This window comes from Acinetobacter sp. ANC 4862, from assembly GCF_004336635.1.
Classification (GTDB): domain Bacteria; phylum Pseudomonadota; class Gammaproteobacteria; order Pseudomonadales; family Moraxellaceae; genus Acinetobacter.
Genome location: NZ_SJXH01000003.1, coordinates 125,405 through 144,184, shown reverse-complemented (window position 1 = coordinate 144,184; position 18,780 = coordinate 125,405). Strand labels below are relative to the sequence as shown.

Genomic DNA, 18,780 nt, shown 5'->3' with positions numbered 1-18,780 from the left:
CCATATTTTAGACGTGCAACTGACCAACCATTTTATCGAGATCAGTATGAATATTCATTTCTTTCCTTCATATGCGAGGAAACAGACAGCTTTTGCCCAAATTTTAGTTTTTTTAAATGATGGTGAAATAATAAATCAACATACTTCAATGAAGTTTCGAGGGTATTCTGAAACAGGTCAAAACAACAAAATAGCGCGACTGTGTATCTGCGTGCTCAATCACCACATTAACGAATTTAAAAAGGTGATGTTATGAATCTAGGATTAACCGCACTTGAACTGGCACGAATCCAATTTGCTTTCACCGTCTCGTTTCATATTATTTTCCCTGCAATTTCGATTGGTCTAGCGAGCTTCCTTGCTGTTTTAGAGTGGCGCTGGCTTAGAACTCAAAATCCGGTCTATCAAGACCTGTTCAAGTTTTGGGTCAAGATATTTGCCATTGCCTTTGGTATGGGAGTGGTCTCTGGCGTGGTCATGAGTTACCAGTTCGGAACCAACTGGAGTGAATTTTCCCGTATTTCAGGCAGTGTAACCGGACCACTTTTAGCCTATGAGGTGCTGAGTGCCTTTTTCCTGGAAGCCGGATTTCTGGGCATTATGCTATTTGGTTGGGGGCGTGTTGGTCCTCGGGCACATTTCTTTGCCACCGTCATGGTGGCAGTCGGCACCTGTATTTCCATGTTTTGGATTCTGTCTTCTAACAGCTGGATGCAGACACCCCAAGGTTTCAGCATTGAAAATGGCATTATCGTGCCGCAGGACTGGCTTGCGATTGTGTTTAATCCCTCGTTTCCATATCGCTTGGCGCATATGGCAATGGCTGCATTCTTGGTATCGGCCTTGCTGGTTGCGAGCACAGCAGCATGGCATTTAATCAAAGGTCGCCGTGATGCATTGGTCAAAACGTCTTTTTCCATGGCTTTATGGATGATATTGGTTCTTACACCTTTGCAGGTTCTGATTGGAGATATGCATGGTATCAATACCTTAAAGTATCAACCTGCAAAAATCGCTGCGATAGAAGGGCACTGGGAAACCAATCATAATGAAGGCATGCCTTTGTACTTATTTGGTATTCCAGATATGCAGGCAGAAGAAACCAAATATGCGATAGGTATTCCAAATGTGGGAAGCCTGATTTTAACCCATTCCATGAATGGCAAAGTTCAGGGCTTGAAAGAGTTTGCACCTGAAGACCGACCAAATTCAACCATTGTGTTTTGGAGCTTTCGGATCATGGTAGGTCTGGGCGTGTTGATGCTGTTATTAGCGCTAATCGGTTTATGGCTTAGGAAAACTGGCCGGTTCTATGAAAGTCCATGGTTTCACCGTTTTGCACTGATTATGGGACCCTCCGGTTTTATTGCAATGCTGGCTGGATGGTTTACGACAGAGGTGGGACGTCAACCTTGGGTGGTCTATGGTGTAATGCGGACTAAAGATGCGTTATCACCGGTATCGGCAGAACAGGTCGGATTAACCCTGATTATTTTTGTCGTGGTGTATTGCGTGGTCTTTGGGATCGGCATTTATTACATGTTGCGAATCATGCATAAAGGTCCGGAATTTGTTCATTCAGTACCGCATAGTGAAGAAAAGGTCATTCAAGCCTCACATCGTCCATTGGGCAGTACCGATGAAGAGCTGGATGGTCCACCTCTCGACAATCACCAGGAGAATGACAAATGATTGATTTATCTTTTATCTGGATTGTAATTATTGCCGTTGGTGTACTGATTTATGTGGTACTGGATGGTTTTGACTTAGGCATCGGCATCTTGTTTCCTTTCTTTAAAGCCCAACAAGAACGTGACGTGATGATGAATACTGTTGCTCCGGTATGGGATGGCAATGAAACCTGGATGGTATTGGGTGGGGCAGGCTTATTTGCTGCATTTCCCCTGGTGTATTCGACGGTGCTTTCTGCGCTATATCTCCCCATCATTCTGATGGTGATTGCACTTATTTTCCGCGGCGTGGCTTTTGAATTCCGTTTTAAATCCAGACGTAACCGACATCTTTGGGACATGGCCTTTATTGGCGGTTCCATTTTAACCGGATTTTTGCAGGGGATTATTCTGGGTGCATATATTCAAGGGATTAAAACCACCAATGGAATCTATACCGGAGGTGGTTTGGACTGGTTAACGCCATTTTCAGTCTTTACGGGTATCGGTGTAGTGGTGCTGTATGCCACTTTAGGTTGTGGCTGGCTGATCTTTAAAACTGATGCGGACTTGCAAAATCGAATGTATCAACTCATGCCGAAGATGATTATTGCCTTATTTATTATTTTTGGCGGCGTCAGTATCTATACACCTTTGGCGCATCCGGCAATTGCAGAACGCTGGTTCAATCAACCGCAACTCACTTATTTTAGTCCAGTCCCGATTCTGGTTTTGGTGTTTACCTTTCTGGCTTTACGCGCTTGCAAGCAACGCAAAGAACTCAGTCCATTTATCTACACTCTGGCTTTGGTGTTTTTGGCATATACCGGTTTTCTCATCAGTTTATGGCCTTATATCATTCCGCCATCCGTTACGATTTGGGATGCAGCTGCACCGCAAAGCAGTCAGTTATTTGCCTTAATTGGTGCACTGCTTTTGATTCCGATTATTCTGATTTATACAGGATTATCCTATTGGGTATTCCGCGATAAAGTACGAATTGGTGATAAAGGCTATCATTAAGGAGTGAATATGAAACTCTCACAAACCCAGTGGTTTATTGTTTTGTGGCTAGGCGGATTTTTTGCTTTAGCTCTAGTGGCTGGGGCATTCCGGCTCTTAATTCAGTTGGCCTATATTTAATAACGAAAGAAAGTTACTTTAAAAGTGGTCTGCTAAAAACAGACCACTTTGTTTTTGTAGAGCAGACCACTTTATCGAGGTTTAAGTTCTATATTATGTTTATTCATTTTATAGTGCGTATTGTCCGAGGCGATCATGCTGCGAAGCCTAAGCTTCCAATTTATTTTAGATTTTTTTGAATTTACTCAAATTGATTCTACAAAAATTTTGCAACGACTGGGGATTGAATCCCTTGACGAATTTGATGTTATTCTTCAGCAAAGCCTAGCGGTTCGATCTGCGCAGCAATCATCCCATAATTACATCATTCAAAGTTCGACTTTAGAAAATAGCCTAAGTTATTTATTTACGCCTTTTATTCATGCAGTGTTGAATCAAAATACGATTTATATCGCTCCACGACAAAATATTGTTGAACAGGTCTATGCGCATTATTTCCGTCTCGATGCTTTAGAACTGGAAAATCAGCAATCGGTTACTGAAATGAATCTATGTCTGGATTTGGTGCCAACAGAATTTAATGCGGCTGAATTTGGAATATATGCTTTAGCTAAAGCATTACTTGATCCTGCTTGTCAGCATCTGACGATGATCGGACAAAGTGGGCTGAATCCGGCCACAAAACAACAATTAGAAAGTTTATTCCAAGTCCGGATAGATGAAATTGTACTGGATCATAACCAGTTTAATTTGCCGGAAATTGATTTTAAAAAACTATTCTGGAAAAGAAAGACACCAGAATTGGCACAAGTCTGTCAAAGCATCGCGCAGGAAAATGCACCTTTAGTCAGCCGCCAGTTTCATATGAAATTAGATGATGCAGCGCATTTGATTGACGATTTAATGTATAGCGAACATCTTTTTGAAAAATTATCCGTCTTTGGTGAATTTACTGAAACCATCTTTAAAAACAATCTTGAATCGAAATTGAGGTATGTTAATGAACGAACCTAAAAAACCTTTCCCGTATTTAGTGGTGGGAATTAGCCTGTTATTAGGCTGCATGTTCCTTGGGTTTTTCTTCCTGGCAGTAACCAATGAGCCAGAGTATATGCCTTCACATCAGAAGAAGCTGGCTGAAGCAGCCAAGGTACAAATCAATAGATGATTCGCTCGCAGGATGAAGACCTTCTGAAAATAATGCCTTGTTTCGATAAGGCATTTTTGATTATTGTGAAATAAATATAAGTTGGATGCGTGCAGGTTGTGAAATGAAACAAAATGAATTTATCCAATTGTTAAGCCAAAATTTTGCACAGACCAATGAAAATAAATTAAGAACCAAAATATATTTAGCCATTAAAGCAACCTTGCCAAAATTAAACCTGCAGTCCGATTTTAAATGTCCATCTACACGGTTTTTATCCGAATATTTAGGGATATCTCGTGACACGGTAGAAAAAGTGTATGCCCAATTAGAACAAGAAGGTGTATTGCAACGGATTAAAGGCAAAGGTACGTTTATTAGGGCACACGTAAAAGTAGAACAGCTAGCATCTGAAGCAGTTGAATACCGACTTCCAGAGAATACCGAGCAATTAGAAAATCTATTTTTTGATCAAAACCTGAATTTTTTTGCCGATGGCATGCCTGAAATACGTAATTTCCCGTTTAAAAAATGGTACGAAACTGAAAAAAATGCGCTAAGCCAATATGGATTAAATATTTTTTTAAAAGATAATGCTGCTGGTGATGATTTATTGTGTCAGGAAATTGCCCAGCACATTAATTTAAATCGTAATACCCAAATATCTGCAGAGCAAGTGCTTATTGTGAATAGCACACAGCAAGCTTTATATCTTTGTGGACGGGTATTATTTAATCCGAATGATAAAATCATTATGGAAAATCCATATTATTCGAATGCCTATCAACTTTTTAAGCATATGAATCTGGATTTAAAATGTATGGGTTTAGATCGTGAAGGTTTGAAAATACAGGATTGTGACGATATTCAGGATGCAAAAGCAATTTATGTGACTCCGGCGAATCAGTATCCCAGCGGCATTCAAATGAGTGCAACACGCAAAAAGCAAATTATTGAATACGCAGAAAAAAATAATTGTTATATTCTTGAAGATGACTATGATTCGCTATTACTGAATAAAAGTCAAAACACCGCCATTTTAGGTTTAGACCCTTACCAAAGAACGATTTATCTGGGTTCTTTTAGTAAATATATTCTACCGAGTTTAAGACTTTCTTATTTAATTTTACCCAAAGCATTAATTGAGCCATTTAAGCGCTATCGCAATTATATTGATGGCAGTGCGCCGTCTCAATATTTTCAGGTTTTACTTGGAAATTTTATGCAACGCGGGCACTACGCTGAATATTTAAGACAGATGCAACAGCTCTATTTAAAGCGCTACCAAATATTTATGACTTGTTTTGAATTGTATTTATCTGAATTCTGTTTTGTGAAACAGCATCATCCCAGTATGCAGGTCGCGTGTTATTTTAAAGCAGAAATTCCAAATACCCTTGAACAAGCTTTGGTAAAGGGTGCAGAGCTACATAATATTGCCATTACACGTCTAAGCCAGTTTTATGAATATGATCGTGAATATGGTTTTGTGCTTGGTTTTAGTTCACTTAACGATACTGAAATTAAACTGTGTATGAAAGAACTCCGCCAACTCATACACAATGAATTGGCGCGCCTGATATAAAACAATCTGATATTTTTATAATAAAAATTGAATCCGGTTATTTATTCTGTTTACGATAAACACTCGGACGTACAGGACGGGAACTTTTCCATAAACCTTTTTTCTGTTTTTTGGCTTTGTCTTGAAGTGACATCATATGGTGTAGATGTTTTTTATCTTTGATGTATTCTTCATAGACCCATGCCGCACCACGTTTGACCATCTCTTCATTGATATTTTTACGATAACGATAGACCACACCGACACAGCGTCCATAACGGTCGATATCGGTAATTTTGACCCGAACCATTTTACCTTTAACCATGCTTTGGACCAGTCGCTGGGATTCCTTGCCATAGCTTTGACTAGATTCAGGTGCATCCACATAAGCAAAGCGTAACTTGGTTTCAGAACGTCTGATATTAAAACGGTAGCAGGTGAGGGTATCGCCGTCGCTCACTGCATTAACACGGCACCAATATTTTTTACCTTTTTTAAACGGACGAAATATATCCTTTAAGTAAAGGGTGATTTTATGCAGTAAATAATAGGAAATACATAAAGCGAATAGCCCTAGCACAATTTGCCAGGTTGTAGAGAGATGTAACAAAGTTATAACCCAAATCCTTAAAAATTAGCCGTATATCGACACAGCTTGGAGATGGAGCATTGTAGGTGAAAGCCACTATTTGCACGGCTTAAAAGCTAAACAGTCAGTGTTTTATTTTGTAGTGGTAAAATAGCCTAAGCAAATAATAAATCTCTATGAAATAGCCTAAGCAAAAATTTTAGAAATTTCGCTTCGCAAAAAACTATGCCGTGAATTTAATTCTAAATCACTATGCCAATACATTCCCAAATCAATATTTGGAAGTTCTACAGGAACATCAAAAATATTCAGACCATCGGCCAGTTGTAAATGAACCAATATATTTTTAGGAATGGTGAGAATAGCTTGAGGCTGTTGGCTTAAAATCTGCAGGGCAGTTGAATAATGTTGGCAACGTAAAAAAATCTGACGGGAAAGTTGTTTTCGGTTCAAATAAATATCTTCAACCAAAACCCCGGTACGTCGTGATGAAACGCCAATATGCGGTGAAGCCAGATAAATATCTTCAGTCATGCTTTGCTGTTGAGTACACACCACAAATTGGTCTTGCACGAGTTTTTCAAATTGAATTTTGTCCCCAAAGTTTTGTTCTAAATCAATCACAAAATCAATCTGCTGAGTGGCAAGATCGGTCAGGACATTTTTACGGTCTAACTTAATACTGGAAAATTGAATCGCTAAATTGAGTTGATGAAAATGTTCCACCAGTTTAGGGAAAATAATCGGCTCGATTTCATCATGCACTGCAATTTTTAAGGTCTGTACCATGCTCGGGTCAAAATTTTGTTTTTGTATTGAAATGCTTTGAATTGCAATCAAGGCATTTTTAATCACCGGATAAATTTGTTCAGCAAAGGGTGTGGGTAACATTTTGCTGCCTGCACGGACAAATAAATCATCCTGCAAATGCTGTCTTAGCCGTTGTAAGGCGTGGCTGGCAGCAGATTGGGTGATACATAAAATTTGAGCAGCTTTAGAGATACTGCTTTGCTCATAAATAGCAATAAAAAGTGGATATAAATTAATATCGATACGGTGGAAAATTGCCATATCAACGGTACTACCCATCGTACTTTTATTATGAATACTGTTCATAGTCTTGTATTGAATTAAATCATTTTGTTCATAGTAGTTTTCAAGCTAAGGTGCTGTAAAGAGCAGTGATGACAATATTTAGAGGGAAGTTAGCATGTTTGAATTATCAGCACGTGCACAAGATTTTGTAGAATGTACCAAAACCTTTATAAAAAATGAAATTGAACCGATTGAAACTGAATTTTGGAATGAAGTTCATACGCTGAATCAAGGTGGTGACTGGACCACATGGCAGTGGCCAGCGCAAATAGAAGTTCTTAAAGATAAAGCCAAAGTAGCTGGGCTTTGGAATATGTTTCTGCCTGATCCTGTTTTAGGTCAAGGTTTATCTGTACAGGAATATGCCCATATTGCCGAACTCACAGGCCGCAGCTTAATTGCACCGGTCGTGTTTAACTGTAATGCGCCTGACAGTGGCAACATGGAAGTGTTGTGGCGTTATGGTTCTGATGCACAAAAACACCAGTGGTTAACCCCCTTACTTGAAGGCAAAATCCGCTCCGTATTTTGTATGACTGAACCCAATGTCGCTTCAAGTGATGCAACCAATATGCAGGCGACGGCGGTCATTGAAGGTGATGAAATTGTTTTAAATGGCCGTAAATGGTGGTCGTCAGGTTTAGGTGATCCCAACGCAAAAATCATCATTTTCATGGCACATACGCCAGATGAAAGCAAAGACCGTCACCATCAACATTCCATGGTTCTGGTTCCTGTAGAAACTGCGGGGGTGAAAATTGAACGGATGCTGCCGGTGTTTGGTGATTATGATGCACCCCATGGACACGGCGAGATTAGTTTCAATAATGTGCGTGTTCCAGTTGCTAACTTTATTGGCGGGGCTGGCCAAGGTTTTGAAATTGCTCAAGGTCGTTTAGGACCTGGTCGAATTCATCATTGCATGCGCTGTATTGGCGCAGCAGAAAAATCATTAGAATTGATGATTGATCGTGGCATGAGCCGAACTGCTTTTGGTAAAGAAATTTTAAAATTGGGCGGTAACCTGGAACGAGTTGCTGAAGCCCGTGTTGCCATAGATCAAGCACGTCTTTTAACTTTGTATGCCGCGTATAAAATGGATACTTTAGGCAATATGGCTGCTTTGACTGAAATTTCTGCGATTAAAGTGGTTGCGCCAAGTGTACTGGAGAAAGTGGTGGATATGGCGATCCAAATTCACGGTGGTGCTGGGGTTTCGCGTGATACACCATTGACAGGTTTCTTTGCTCAAGCACGTAGCCTTCGTTTGGCCGACGGTCCCGATGAAGTGCATAAAGGCATGATTGCCAAACTTGAACTGGCAAAACGTGGTTACGGTTCACGTCGCAAGTAATATCTAAAAAATATTGTAGATGAGACTTCTTACAACTTTGTACAAATTTTCCTGTCAATAGAAAATGAAAAAGGTATAAATAAGATAATGTAAGAAGTCTTTTGAAATTGAAGATTTAGGAAAATAACAATGTCAGTCATTGATGTGAGTGGAAATGTTCGTCCGGGCGAAGAACTGGATGTAATTGCAGTAGAAAACTGGTTAAAGGAACAAGGTATTGATTTACAAGGGAAGGTAGAAGTCACTCAATATTCAGGTGGAGCTTCAAACTGGACTTACCGTTTGAAATATGACAATGCTGATTTGATTCTACGGCGTCCGCCTAAAGGGACTAAAGCCAAATCTGCCCATGACATGGCACGTGAATACAATGTGCAAAAAAATCTGGCACCGTTCTATCCTGTATTGCCTAAAATGGTGGCATTGTGTCAGGACGAATCCGTGATTGGTTGTGACTTCTATGTAATGCAACGCATAGAAGGCATTATTCCACGGGCCAATTTACCCAAAGAACTGCATTTTAATGAAGCTCAAGTTCACGAATTGTGTACCAATGTCATTGATAAGTTGATTGAACTGCATCAAGTACCTTATCAAAGGACGGAGCTGGAAAAACTGGGTAAGGGCGACGGTTATTGTCGTCGTCAGATTGAAGGTTGGGATGCACGTTATGAAAAAGCCAAAACCTTCAATGTGCCTTCATTTAAATATGTACGTAACTGGCTTAAAGACAATATTCCTGCGGATTCAACCATCTGTCTCATCCACAATGACTGGCGTTTAGATAATGTGATTTTAGATCCGAATCATCCCACTCAGGTCATTGGCGTGCTGGACTGGGAAATGGCCACTTTGGGCGATCCACTGATGGATTTAGGTTCAGCTTTGGCATATTGGGTGGAAGAGGCTGACAATCAAATTTTTAAAGCGACACGTCGTCAGCCCACCCATTTAAAAGGCATGTTTACCCGCAAAGAAGTGGTCGATTATTATTTGGAGAAAACGGGGCTGCAGCCTAAAAACTGGACCTTCTATGAAGTGTTCGGAATTTTCCGTTTAGCCGTAATCGCGCAACAAATTTATTACCGTTATCATCATAAACAAACCAATAACCCCGCATTTAAGGATTTCTGGATCGTCATTCATGCTTTACATATTCGTGCCTTAAAACTGATTGGTAAACAGAAGTTCGAAGCCAATGACATTGCACAGAAATATAAAGTAAAACTTCAGGAAATTTTAGGAAAAGTAAAATGACCACAATTTATCTGATTCGTCACGGACAGGCTTCATTTGGTGCGGAAAGTTATGACAAACTTTCACCAAATGGCGAATTACAGGCGAAATTATTGGGTCAGTATTTCAATCAAATTCTGAAAGAAGAACCTTATGTCGTTGCCGGTTCAATGCAGCGCCATCAACAAACTGCCAATCTTGCTTTGGCTGAATGTTTTCCCAAGGCAGTAATTCAAACCGACAGTGCATGGAACGAGTTCAACCATCAACAGGTTTTTGCCCAATATGAACCGCGTTTTAATGAACCGCATTTGTTAAAACAGGATGTCGAAAATGAAGTCAATCCACGGGCGTATTTAGCTAAAATTTTTGAAGGTGCCATTGAGCGCTGGACCGGTGGTGACTATCACCATGAATATGATGAATCCTGGCCAGATTTTAAAAGCCGGGTAGAAACGGCACTGCAAAATTTATGTGATGAATTGGCAAAAACCAAACCGCGTTATGCCGTGGTATTTACCTCGGGTGGTGTAATTTCGGTGGCTGCAGGAAAATTACTTGAGCTTAATCCAAATCGTACTTTTGCATTGAACTGGGCGATTACCAATACCAGTATGACCACATTACGTCTGGTTGGAAACGAGCCGCAATTGCTGAGTTTAAATGAACACCATTTCATTAAAGCTGAAGATCCTCAATTACTGACATGGATTTGATATTAAAAAAATAGACAAGGAATAGATCATGGCAAAAACGATTTTAATTACTGGGGCAAGCTCAGGTATTGGTGCGGGAATGGCACGTGAATTTGCACAAAAAGGCTATAACCTGGCCATTTGCGCACGTCGTTTGGAGCGTCTTGAAACTTTAAAGCAAGAACTTGAAAGCAAATATGGCATTAAAGTGAGTGCGAAAACTTTGGACGTGACCAATTACGATCAAGTTTTTGAAGTGTTTAAAGCTTTCAAAGAGGAATTTGGCACGATTGACCGTGTGATCGTAAACGCAGGTGTTGGAGATGGTCATCGTATTGGCAAAGGCAATTTTGAAATTAACCGTGCCACGGTAGAAACCAACTTTATTTCTGCTTTAGCGCAATGTGAAGCGGCTGTTGAAATTTTCCGTGCGCAAAATTCTGGTCATCTGGTGATGATTTCATCGATGAGTGCAATGCGTGGCATGCCAAAACATTTAACTGCGTACGGTGCAAGCAAGGCAGGGGTTGCACACTTGGCTGAAGGTATTCGTGCAGAACTGATTGATACGCCCATTAAAGTCACCACCATTTTCCCGGGTTATATTCGTACTGAACTGAATGAAGGCGCGAAGAAATTACCTTTTGAAGTCGATGAAAAAACAGGATCGCATTTACTGGTGAAAGCCATTGAAAAAGCACCCGTCAAAGCTTATGTCCCAGAATGGCCTTGGTTGCCATTAGGTTTGGCAATGAAAGTATTGCCACTAAAGTGGGTAAATAAGTTGGGTTGAGGAGCGAATGAATTGAAGGCGCTGAATGCGCCTTTTATTTTTTCCAGGATTTTTTTAATAAACATTCAGATCGTCATAGCGACGCAATTATCTATTATTTTTAGAAATCAGGATGCCTAACATGATCATGAAAGTGCTCACGCCACCTATGACAAAACTCATGAGTCCCATTTCAACAGTCAAAACCTCATTCCAAAGATTATTATTGCTCCAAGGTACATAAATACCCTGACTCCACAAAAAGCTAATCGCGCATAAAATGAGAAAGCTGATAAGAGTTGCAATAATAAGCGTAACGACAAGATTTTTCCAAATTTTACAGCCGACGATCAAGGTGATAACGCTGAGCCCAACTATTGCAATTATTGCTATTAATAAAACACTATTCCAATAGTCCATATTGATTACTCTTCGCTAAGTCAATAATAAATTTATGAGAGTTTCGTGTTTAAATTTCCAAATGATACTTTAATATGAATTCCAGAAAAAAAGTAAGTAATTTTTCCAAAAAATGCAGTCCTTTAGCTTTTTTATGAATAAATATTTATTAACTTACTGAAAAGCTGATTTTTTAGTCTAATCAGATCAAACTGAATTTTTAGAATAATTGAAAGAAGATATATCCTGAATAGAAGTTCCGCTTTAGATGAAACAGTAACGGCTTATTATTAACCTCTGATCAATGAAATGATCATGCTCGAATCGTATTAACAAAAAGATCAAGCAAATGAAGACGCTCGTGATATTTCTAACAATATGCACATTGGGTCAATGCTTTTAACAAGGCAAAATCATATATTGATCTGGATTTTTCTGCTATTTGCATCCTTTATGTTTTTAAAAATTTCGACTATCGCCCTTATTCCATCCCTGATTATTCAAGGCAATGCAGTCAAAAAAAATACTTTACGCTTAGCAGAACCCGAAGGAAACCGTCAGGGGATTATCGGAACAGGAAAACCGCTGTCTATTTTAATTTTAGGCGATTCGGCAGCAGCAGGTGTCGGGGTTGAAATTCAGGAGGATGCTTTATTGGGTGCTGTGTTGAATCAGTTAAAAGATCAATACCAAATCAGTTATACGCTGGAAGCGAAAACAGGGCATACCACAGGACAAGTCATTAAAACTGCCCAAAATATGCCGGCTCAACACTTTGATGTGGTGATTACCTCTGTCGGGGTAAATGACATTACTAAACTAACACCCCCTAAAAACTGGATTCAAAAACAGCAACAACTTTATGCAGAGATTAACCAGAAATTTATACCTGAATTGATTATTGCCGCTGGTGTACCGCCGATGAACATGTTTCCAGCTTTACCCAATCCACTGGCATGGCTATTTGGACAATATGCCAAAGGCATGAATAAAACTCTTGGCAAATTCGTGCAGCAGCAAGCTAATATGCAATGGATTGAATATGATCTGGCACGATTTAAAAGCTTAAACTTGGAAATGGCAGCAGACGGCTTTCATCCAAGTAAGGAAATTTATGCACTTTGGGGTGAACAGGTGGCAGATAAAATCCGTCAAATGTTTTAAATTAGGCTAAAGATTGATAAATGGGCTGTTATGACCACCGAACTGGAAATTGAAACTCATCCACTTGAACCCTTTTTACCCAAAAATGCCAAATTGCTCATGATGGGGAGTTTTCCACCGCCTAAAAGCCGCTGGAAAATGGAGTTCTATTATCCAAACTATCAAAATGACATGTGGAAGATTTTTGGTTTGGTTTTCTTTCAAAATAAAGAACACTTTTTAGATATCGCGAATAAAAATTTCAAGGAACAGCAGATCCGTGACTTTTTAATGGAAAAAGGCATCGCAATTTTTGATACGGCCTACCAAATCGTTCGCCTCAAAGGCAATGCTTCGGATAAATTCCTGCAAATTGCCAAGCCAACTGATATAGCCAAGCTGCTACAGCAGATTCCTCAATGTCATAGCATCATGACCACAGGCGATAAAGCCACAGATACTTTAATGCTTTCTATGCCTGAGGGAACACTTAAACCGGTGATTGGTGAATCTTCTAAAGCTTATTTTGCTGAACGCGACCTGACTTTATATCGCATGCCTTCATCTTCAAGAGCATATCCTCTAGCAATAGAAAAGAAAGCCGAATCCTATAGTCAGTTATTTAATGAAATAGGCTTACTATAAGTAAGTTTAAGTATTGAATGGCATCATCTTTGGATATTTCACCCATCTAAAAGACTGTACGCGAAAATCCCGTACTTGAGTAAAATCAGACCAGATGAGTTGACTGCCTTTCGTCCATTTCAGACTTTGAATACGCTGTTAAATTTGAGCTAATTCTTCATGAGTAGCAGGGCGTAGTTCCCCAATTTCGACATAGAGCCGCACACCCGGGTAATCACTAAATCGACCTTTTAATAGAGATTTCAACCAAAATAATCGGCTGCTATTAATCGCTTGAATACAGGCTTTATTATTCTGGGGCAAATTTTCTTTAAAAGATTCAGCATAAGTATCAAAGAAAAAACCGGTTTGATTGTCTTTAAGAAATAGAGTGCCTATAGGCGTGATGGTAGGTTGCAACTGTGCATCAACAGTGGCAATAGAGCAGTGCATTGCTGCTTTTTGCGCATCATTCACGACTTTGTGAATATGTGACCATTCATGATGATTCATTTTGATTTCCTTTTTATTATTTTTAATATTATTCAGCAATATGAGGAAAAGTTGAATACAGTTTTTAGCGATCTGACTGGTCATTCATGCCAAAATCGAGCTTCAAAAATTAAATGAAGCTGTTTAAATCAGTTTGAATGGATTTCAACACCTATCCATCATATTCAACATAGTCCCATAAATTTAAACGGGATTTAATTTCACGGCGAATATTCGGTAGCATCGGTAGTAATGTGCCATCAATCCAAAGGCTTAAAGCCTGTACAGAAATTTTCTTTTGTTCACTATCGACAATTTGAGCGCCTTTAACCAAGAGCAAGGTTTCTTCATTTGCTTCAGTTTCAATGCCTTTAAATAAGACTTGTAATTCCGAACCGGTATCCTGAATTATCCATTCCAATTCCAGTTGAATATTTTCACTAGATTTCAAAACCGCCTGACCTTCAAGAATTTCAGAATCAGACAAGCAGTCATATTCCACACGAACTTTGGCTAAAAACCATTCTTGTTGTCCAAGCTGATTCAGTGTTTTGTAGGGGGTTAAAATGTCACTTAAATTAAATTGACGACTTAAATCAAAAAATTGCATTGCAGAGGGTCACGATCAGGAGATAAATGAGTTAAAAACTCGAAAAATGGAATGTTAAAGCAAATCAGGAAATGAGTAAAATCATTGTGTTGATTGATCTAAAATATGTATAAATAGCCTTCAAGATCTTATAAGTCATAACAATATTGAAGTACTACTGGAACTAAAACGACGATGTGTATTTTGATGTCATTCACCTGTCATTACATTAGCCATTCAATCGGAAAATAAGACACCACTTTCATTGCAAATCTTTGGAATTTGGTGCTTTCAGGATCTTGATTGTATTCAACGATAGAACCATTTTTTTGATGATCCAGCCAAATGACTTCCCCTTGTGGGTTGAGTTTTAACTCATAAGCAATTTGCGGCAGGTATTGATCCAGTGATGTAGAAATCTGATCTTGAAGCACATCTGATTCAACCACCAATCCGACTTCAGTATTTAAATTGGCTGAACGTGGGTCAAAATTAAATGAACCAATAAACACCATACCGTCAATATCAAAGAATTTTGCATGCAAGCTTGAGGCATTTTTATTTTTGGCGGGAATCACATTGCCTGTGACCACTTCATACCAGGTACGTTTATGTCGTTCAATATAGGGCTTAAACTCATAAAGTTTGACCCCATTTTGCAATAAATTATGACGATATTTTTTATAAAAGGCATGTACCAAAGGAACATCATTGGCCAAGAATGAATTGGTCAATACTCGAACCTCAACATTGTTTTTGACCAGCGTGGCTAAATAATCTGTACCTTTACGGGTCGGTACAAAATAGGCAGAAACCAGTTCAAGATGCTGCTTCGGTTCACCCATAATATTCAGCATCTGATGATAAATGAGCTGATCATGCGTTGTCTTTCCACGAATTTTATCTGGTGAGTCTGCGACAAAATGTGCTTTTGCCCAATTGATAGGACTGTCTTTTAAGTGCTGATTAATTTGTTTTTCTGCCAATTCAATCCGTTTTTTCAGCTGATCTTTTTGTAAAGCCGTTAGTTCATAATATTTGCGCAATTTGGCAAGTTGTTCTGGCTTGGCATCGCCCAACAGTTGTTGGACTGAATAGCTTAAATCATCATTCCAGAAGTCTTGAAACACTTGATTGGCATGGTCGACTGCATTTCCATAGAACAGAATATCCATGTCGGTAAACTGGAAATTTTCACTTGCATCAAAGTATTCACGGCTGATATTTCGCCCACCGGTAACCGCAATCGCGCCATCTGCGATAATCAGCTTATTGTGCATACGGTGATTGATTGGGTTGAAACGAAGAAAATAATCAAAGAAGCGTAATTTTCTAGCTCTAAAGGTATACGGATTAAATATTTTAATTTCAAAATTGGGATGCTGTGCCAGTTGTTTTAAGGTTGCATCGAGTTGAGAACCGTTCTGGTCATCAATCAATAAACGGATTTTTACCCCACGATCTGCGGCCTTGAGCAATTCAGCCAGCATCATGTGACCAATCGAGTCATCTTCCCAGATGTAGTATTGCAAATCGATATTATATTGGGCTTTATTAATCAGATGCAGTCTTGAGGCAATACTGATAAAAGCATCATCTAAAGACAGATAGGCAGTTAAGCCCTGAGTAATTTGTGTATCAACATTGGAACCGTTTAACCAGTGCTCGGCATGAACCTGAATTGGAGACTGCTTTTTTGATTCATTCATCGGCAAACTGCATCCTGTCAGTGTGATGACTGCAAATGAAAGTAAGACAACTTGAGTAGAGTGTCTAATTTGCATAATTGTTATGAAGTCATAAAGTTATACGTACATATTATCATCATGTTATAGGTTGAATCGGACAATAAAAAGCGGTTACTGTAGCTCATCTGTTAAATAATCAAATAAAGGATGGTATTTCATGAAATCACGTGCTGCAGTCGCATTTGGTCCGGGTCAACCTCTTAAAATTGTTGAACTGGATGTTGCTCCACCGAAAGCAGGTGAAGTTTTGGTGAAAATCACCCATACCGGCGTATGTCATACCGATGCCTTTACTTTATCCGGTGAGGATCCTGAAGGTGTTTTTCCGGCGGTACTGGGTCATGAAGGTGCCGGAATTGTTGTAGAAGTCGGAGAGGGCGTGACCAGTGTTAAACCGGGCGACCACGTCATTCCACTTTATACCGCTGAATGTGGTGAATGTTTATTCTGTAAATCTGGAAAAACCAACCTGTGTGTCGCAGTTCGTGCGACTCAAGGTAAGGGCTTAATGCCAGATGGTACAACACGTTTTTCTTATAATGGTCAGCCGATTTATCACTATATGGGTTGTTCAACTTTCAGTGAATATACCGTGGTTGCTGAAGTGTCTTTGGCGAAAATCAACCCGGATGCAAACCCTGAACATGTATGTTTATTGGGTTGTGGCGTAACCACAGGTATTGGTGCGGTACATAACACTGCAAAAGTTCAAGCAGGCGACTCAGTTGCGGTGTTTGGTCTAGGCGGTATTGGTCTTGCGGTTGTGCAAGGTGCTCGCCAAGCTAAAGCAGGTCGAATTATTGTGGTCGATACCAATCCAGAAAAATTCAAACTGGCTGAAGAATTCGGTGCGACAGATTTCTTAAATCCAAAAGAATATGACAAACCGATTCAGGAAGTCATTGTTGAAATGACCGGTTGGGGCGTAGATCATTCCTTTGAATGTATTGGTAACGTCAATGTGATGCGTTCAGCACTCGAATGTGCACACCGTGGTTGGGGACAATCCGTGATTATTGGGGTGGCGGGTGCAGGTCAGGAAATCTCGACCCGTCCGTTCCAGTTGGTTACTGGTCGTACCTGGAAAGGCACCGCTTTTGGTGGTGTGAAAGGTCGTTCACAACTTCCGGGCATGGTTGAAGATGCAATGAAAGGCGACATTCAACTTGAACCTTTTGTAACGCATACCATGGGTCTGGACAAAATTAACGAAGCTTTTGACTTGATGCATGAAGGTAAATCAATTCGTACAGTCGTACATTTTAAAGATTAATCTTCTTCAAAATAAAAAACGGGCATATATAGCCCGTTTTTTATATCAGCCTGTTTAAGCCGTTGCTTTAATCACTTCTGCAATAGACTCAGCGACATAATCAATATTGTTTAAATTTAGACCGGCTGCACACATACGACCACTGCGAACGAGATAGATACCATATTGATCTTTTAAGATATCAACCTGTTCAGCCGTTAAGCCTGTGTAGCTAAACATCCCTTGCTGTTTGACCAGATAACTAAAGTCACGTTCAGGCAAAGCTTGGCTTAATTTCTCATTCAAAATTTGACGCATTTTAATAATACGTTCACGCATTTCTTTCAGTTCAGCTTCCCACTGTATAGTCAGATCAGCATCATTCAGAACATTATCCACCAACAAGGCACCTGTAGTTGGAGGGCTTGAGTAAATACGACGTACAGTGGCTTTTAATTGACCCAATACTTTTTGTGCAGTAGCTTGATCATCACAAACAAAAGTTAAGCCACCCACACGCTCACCATAAAGTGAGAAAATTTTAGAGAATGAATTACTAATAATAAAATTCATGCCTGCCTGATCTAAAGCACGAATGGCATAAGCATCTTGTTCTAAACCTTGGCCAAAACCTTGGTAGGCAATGTCCAGGAAAGGAATCAGATCCTGTTTTTTCAATACTTCAATGACTTGATCCCATTCAGCAGTTGTTAAATCTGCACCTGTCGGGTTATGGCAACAAGGATGTAACAGCACAATGCTTTTTGCTGGAAGCTGGCTTAATTTTTCCAGCATAGCGGGCACATTAACCCCATTGGTCGCTGCATCAAAATAAGGATAGAAATGCGAGTGAATACCAGCGCCATTAAAGATGGCAATATGATTTTCCCAGGTCGGTTGGCTGACCCAAACATCAGATTCCGGAAAATATTTTTTTAAGAAATCGGCACCGACTTTAAGTGCGCCAGAACCGCCTAAGGTTTGAATCGTTACCGCACGACCATCACGACGGGCTGGACTATCTTGACCTAAAACAAGAGCTTGAGTAGCTTGGTTATAAGATTTCAAACCATCCATCGGTAAATAGAGCTTGACCTGATCATTGCTCGCTTCAATATTTTTATAGGCGGCTTTAATGGCATTTAATTGAGGAACAATATTTTCTTCATTGTAATAAAGTCCAATACTTAGATTAACTTTATGAGAGCGTTGGTCTTTTCCAAACTCTTCCATAAGAGAAAGAATCGGATCACCTGCATAACTATCAACATGTTGGAACATGAATACATCCTTCGTTATATGTGGTAAACACATCAAGCCTTCGGTAT

At 39.6% G+C, this 18,780-nt stretch carries 19 protein-coding genes and 1 pseudogene; 13 read left to right on the top strand and 7 right to left on the bottom strand.

Annotated features, from left to right (window positions below; translation table 11 throughout):
- The first annotated feature begins 252 nt into the window (after positions 1-252).
- From E0409_RS02465 to E0409_RS02445, 6 genes are all read left to right on the top strand, one after another.
- The gene (locus tag E0409_RS02465; RefSeq protein WP_131287238.1) at positions 253-1,692 is read left to right on the top strand and encodes a cytochrome ubiquinol oxidase subunit I; all 1,440 of its coding nucleotides are present in this window, start codon (positions 253-255) and stop codon (positions 1,690-1,692) included.
- Entirely contained in the window at positions 1,689-2,693 is a 1,005-nt protein-coding gene (cydB, locus tag E0409_RS02460) for a cytochrome d ubiquinol oxidase subunit II (protein WP_131287236.1), read from the top strand. The genes E0409_RS02465 and cydB overlap by 4 nt, the downstream gene beginning before the upstream one ends.
- Before the next feature lie 9 nt (positions 2,694-2,702).
- Positions 2,703-2,813, top strand: a complete 111-nt coding sequence (locus E0409_RS02455; RefSeq protein WP_086193303.1) for a DUF2474 domain-containing protein — start codon at positions 2,703-2,705, stop codon at positions 2,811-2,813.
- A 135-nt stretch (positions 2,814-2,948) separates the two neighbouring features.
- Entirely contained in the window at positions 2,949-3,767 is an 819-nt protein-coding gene (locus E0409_RS02450) for a hypothetical protein (protein WP_131287234.1), read from the top strand.
- Positions 3,754-3,921, top strand: coding sequence for a cbb3-type cytochrome oxidase assembly protein (locus E0409_RS16455; protein WP_165541289.1), 168 nt, complete (start codon positions 3,754-3,756; stop codon positions 3,919-3,921). Before E0409_RS02450 ends, E0409_RS16455 begins: the two co-directional genes overlap by 14 nt.
- Positions 3,922-4,024: 103 nt before the next feature.
- Entirely contained in the window at positions 4,025-5,485 is a 1,461-nt protein-coding gene (locus tag E0409_RS02445) for an aminotransferase-like domain-containing protein (RefSeq protein ID WP_131287232.1), read from the top strand.
- Between the two features lie 37 nt (positions 5,486-5,522).
- Here E0409_RS02445 and E0409_RS02440 read toward each other — a convergent pair whose 3' ends face one another.
- Together E0409_RS02440 and E0409_RS02435 are read right to left on the bottom strand one after the other, a co-directional pair.
- The gene (locus E0409_RS02440) at positions 5,523-6,074 is read right to left on the bottom strand and encodes a thermonuclease family protein (RefSeq protein ID WP_131287230.1); all 552 of its coding nucleotides are present in this window, start codon (positions 6,072-6,074) and stop codon (positions 5,523-5,525) included.
- A gap of 165 nt (positions 6,075-6,239) precedes the next feature.
- Positions 6,240-7,169 carry a LysR family transcriptional regulator gene (locus E0409_RS02435; RefSeq protein WP_131287228.1) on the bottom strand — a complete coding sequence of 310 codons (930 nt, stop codon included), beginning with the start codon at positions 7,167-7,169 and terminating at the stop codon, positions 6,240-6,242.
- A gap of 94 nt (positions 7,170-7,263) precedes the next feature.
- Here E0409_RS02435 and E0409_RS02430 point away from each other — a divergent pair, with 94 nt between their 5' ends.
- From E0409_RS02430 to E0409_RS02415, 4 genes are all read left to right on the top strand, one after another.
- Positions 7,264-8,502, top strand: coding sequence for an acyl-CoA dehydrogenase family protein (locus tag E0409_RS02430; protein WP_131287226.1), 1,239 nt, complete (start codon positions 7,264-7,266; stop codon positions 8,500-8,502).
- 129 nt (positions 8,503-8,631) lie between these two features.
- A complete protein-coding gene (locus tag E0409_RS02425; RefSeq protein WP_131287224.1) occupies positions 8,632-9,759 on the top strand; it encodes a phosphotransferase family protein in 1,128 nt (375 codons plus the stop codon).
- Positions 9,756-10,454 (top strand): histidine phosphatase family protein, encoded by a 699-nt coding sequence (locus E0409_RS02420; protein WP_131287222.1) that lies wholly within the window; start codon positions 9,756-9,758, stop codon positions 10,452-10,454. The genes E0409_RS02425 and E0409_RS02420 overlap by 4 nt, the downstream gene beginning before the upstream one ends.
- 28 nt (positions 10,455-10,482) lie before the next feature.
- Positions 10,483-11,226 carry an SDR family oxidoreductase gene (locus E0409_RS02415; protein ID WP_131287220.1) on the top strand — a complete coding sequence of 248 codons (744 nt, stop codon included), beginning with the start codon at positions 10,483-10,485 and terminating at the stop codon, positions 11,224-11,226.
- 87 nt (positions 11,227-11,313) lie between these two features.
- On the opposite strand, the gene E0409_RS02410 is transcribed toward E0409_RS02415, so the two are convergent.
- Positions 11,314-11,625 carry a hypothetical protein gene (locus tag E0409_RS02410; protein ID WP_131287218.1) on the bottom strand — a complete coding sequence of 104 codons (312 nt, stop codon included), beginning with the start codon at positions 11,623-11,625 and terminating at the stop codon, positions 11,314-11,316.
- A 432-nt stretch (positions 11,626-12,057) separates the two neighbouring features.
- Between E0409_RS02410 and E0409_RS02405 the strand changes: the two genes are divergently transcribed.
- A complete protein-coding gene (locus E0409_RS02405; protein WP_131287216.1) occupies positions 12,058-12,768 on the top strand; it encodes an SGNH/GDSL hydrolase family protein in 711 nt (236 codons plus the stop codon).
- Positions 12,769-12,798: 30 nt separating this feature from the next.
- Positions 12,799-13,392, top strand: a complete 594-nt coding sequence (locus tag E0409_RS02400; RefSeq protein WP_131287214.1) for a uracil-DNA glycosylase family protein — start codon at positions 12,799-12,801, stop codon at positions 13,390-13,392.
- Positions 13,393-13,398: 6 nt separating this feature from the next.
- On the opposite strand, the pseudogene E0409_RS02395 reads toward E0409_RS02400, so the two are convergent.
- The 3 genes and pseudogenes from E0409_RS02395 to E0409_RS02385 all read right to left on the bottom strand — a co-directional run bounded on the left by E0409_RS02395 (position 13,399) and on the right by E0409_RS02385 (position 16,236).
- Positions 13,399-13,884: pseudogene (locus E0409_RS02395) on the bottom strand (pyridoxamine 5'-phosphate oxidase family protein).
- A 151-nt stretch (positions 13,885-14,035) separates the two neighbouring features.
- Positions 14,036-14,473, bottom strand: coding sequence for a hypothetical protein (locus tag E0409_RS02390; protein WP_131287212.1), 438 nt, complete (start codon positions 14,471-14,473; stop codon positions 14,036-14,038).
- Positions 14,474-14,676: 203 nt separating this feature from the next.
- Positions 14,677-16,236, bottom strand: a complete 1,560-nt coding sequence (locus E0409_RS02385; protein ID WP_131287210.1) for a phospholipase D family protein — start codon at positions 16,234-16,236, stop codon at positions 14,677-14,679.
- A 121-nt stretch (positions 16,237-16,357) separates the two neighbouring features.
- Between E0409_RS02385 and E0409_RS02380 the strand changes: the two genes are divergently transcribed.
- Positions 16,358-17,473, top strand: a complete 1,116-nt coding sequence (locus tag E0409_RS02380) for an S-(hydroxymethyl)glutathione dehydrogenase/class III alcohol dehydrogenase (RefSeq protein WP_131287208.1) — start codon at positions 16,358-16,360, stop codon at positions 17,471-17,473.
- Positions 17,474-17,527: 54 nt separating this feature from the next.
- Here the strand turns inward: E0409_RS02380 and E0409_RS02375 are convergent, their stop codons facing one another.
- Entirely contained in the window at positions 17,528-18,733 is a 1,206-nt protein-coding gene (locus E0409_RS02375) for an amino acid aminotransferase (RefSeq protein WP_131287206.1), read from the bottom strand.
- Positions 18,734-18,780: the final 47 nt, after the last annotated feature.

What these genes read in the sequence shown, in the direction of transcription:
- E0409_RS02435 (WP_131287228.1), bottom strand. Translation starts at nt 7,169, where the DNA reads ATGAACAGTATTCATAATAAAAGTACGATGGGTAGTACCGTTGATATG.
- E0409_RS02465 (WP_131287238.1), top strand. Translation starts at nt 253, where the DNA reads ATGAATCTAGGATTAACCGCACTTGAACTGGCACGAATCCAATTTGCT.
- E0409_RS02385 (WP_131287210.1), bottom strand. Translation starts at nt 16,236, where the DNA reads ATGCAAATTAGACACTCTACTCAAGTTGTCTTACTTTCATTTGCAGTC.
- E0409_RS02420 (WP_131287222.1), top strand. Translation starts at nt 9,756, where the DNA reads ATGACCACAATTTATCTGATTCGTCACGGACAGGCTTCATTTGGTGCG.
- E0409_RS02380 (WP_131287208.1), top strand. Translation starts at nt 16,358, where the DNA reads ATGAAATCACGTGCTGCAGTCGCATTTGGTCCGGGTCAACCTCTTAAA.
- E0409_RS02455 (WP_086193303.1), top strand. Translation starts at nt 2,703, where the DNA reads ATGAAACTCTCACAAACCCAGTGGTTTATTGTTTTGTGGCTAGGCGGA.
- cydB (WP_131287236.1), top strand. Translation starts at nt 1,689, where the DNA reads ATGATTGATTTATCTTTTATCTGGATTGTAATTATTGCCGTTGGTGTA.
- E0409_RS16455 (WP_165541289.1), top strand. Translation starts at nt 3,754, where the DNA reads ATGAACGAACCTAAAAAACCTTTCCCGTATTTAGTGGTGGGAATTAGC.
- E0409_RS02410 (WP_131287218.1), bottom strand. Translation starts at nt 11,625, where the DNA reads ATGGACTATTGGAATAGTGTTTTATTAATAGCAATAATTGCAATAGTT.
- E0409_RS02390 (WP_131287212.1), bottom strand. Translation starts at nt 14,473, where the DNA reads ATGCAATTTTTTGATTTAAGTCGTCAATTTAATTTAAGTGACATTTTA.
- E0409_RS02405 (WP_131287216.1), top strand. Translation starts at nt 12,058, where the DNA reads ATGTTTTTAAAAATTTCGACTATCGCCCTTATTCCATCCCTGATTATT.
- E0409_RS02400 (WP_131287214.1), top strand. Translation starts at nt 12,799, where the DNA reads ATGACCACCGAACTGGAAATTGAAACTCATCCACTTGAACCCTTTTTA.
- E0409_RS02450 (WP_131287234.1), top strand. Translation starts at nt 2,949, where the DNA reads ATGCTGCGAAGCCTAAGCTTCCAATTTATTTTAGATTTTTTTGAATTT.
- E0409_RS02430 (WP_131287226.1), top strand. Translation starts at nt 7,264, where the DNA reads ATGTTTGAATTATCAGCACGTGCACAAGATTTTGTAGAATGTACCAAA.
- E0409_RS02445 (WP_131287232.1), top strand. Translation starts at nt 4,025, where the DNA reads ATGAAACAAAATGAATTTATCCAATTGTTAAGCCAAAATTTTGCACAG.
- E0409_RS02415 (WP_131287220.1), top strand. Translation starts at nt 10,483, where the DNA reads ATGGCAAAAACGATTTTAATTACTGGGGCAAGCTCAGGTATTGGTGCG.
- E0409_RS02375 (WP_131287206.1), bottom strand. Translation starts at nt 18,733, where the DNA reads ATGTTCCAACATGTTGATAGTTATGCAGGTGATCCGATTCTTTCTCTT.
- E0409_RS02425 (WP_131287224.1), top strand. Translation starts at nt 8,632, where the DNA reads ATGTCAGTCATTGATGTGAGTGGAAATGTTCGTCCGGGCGAAGAACTG.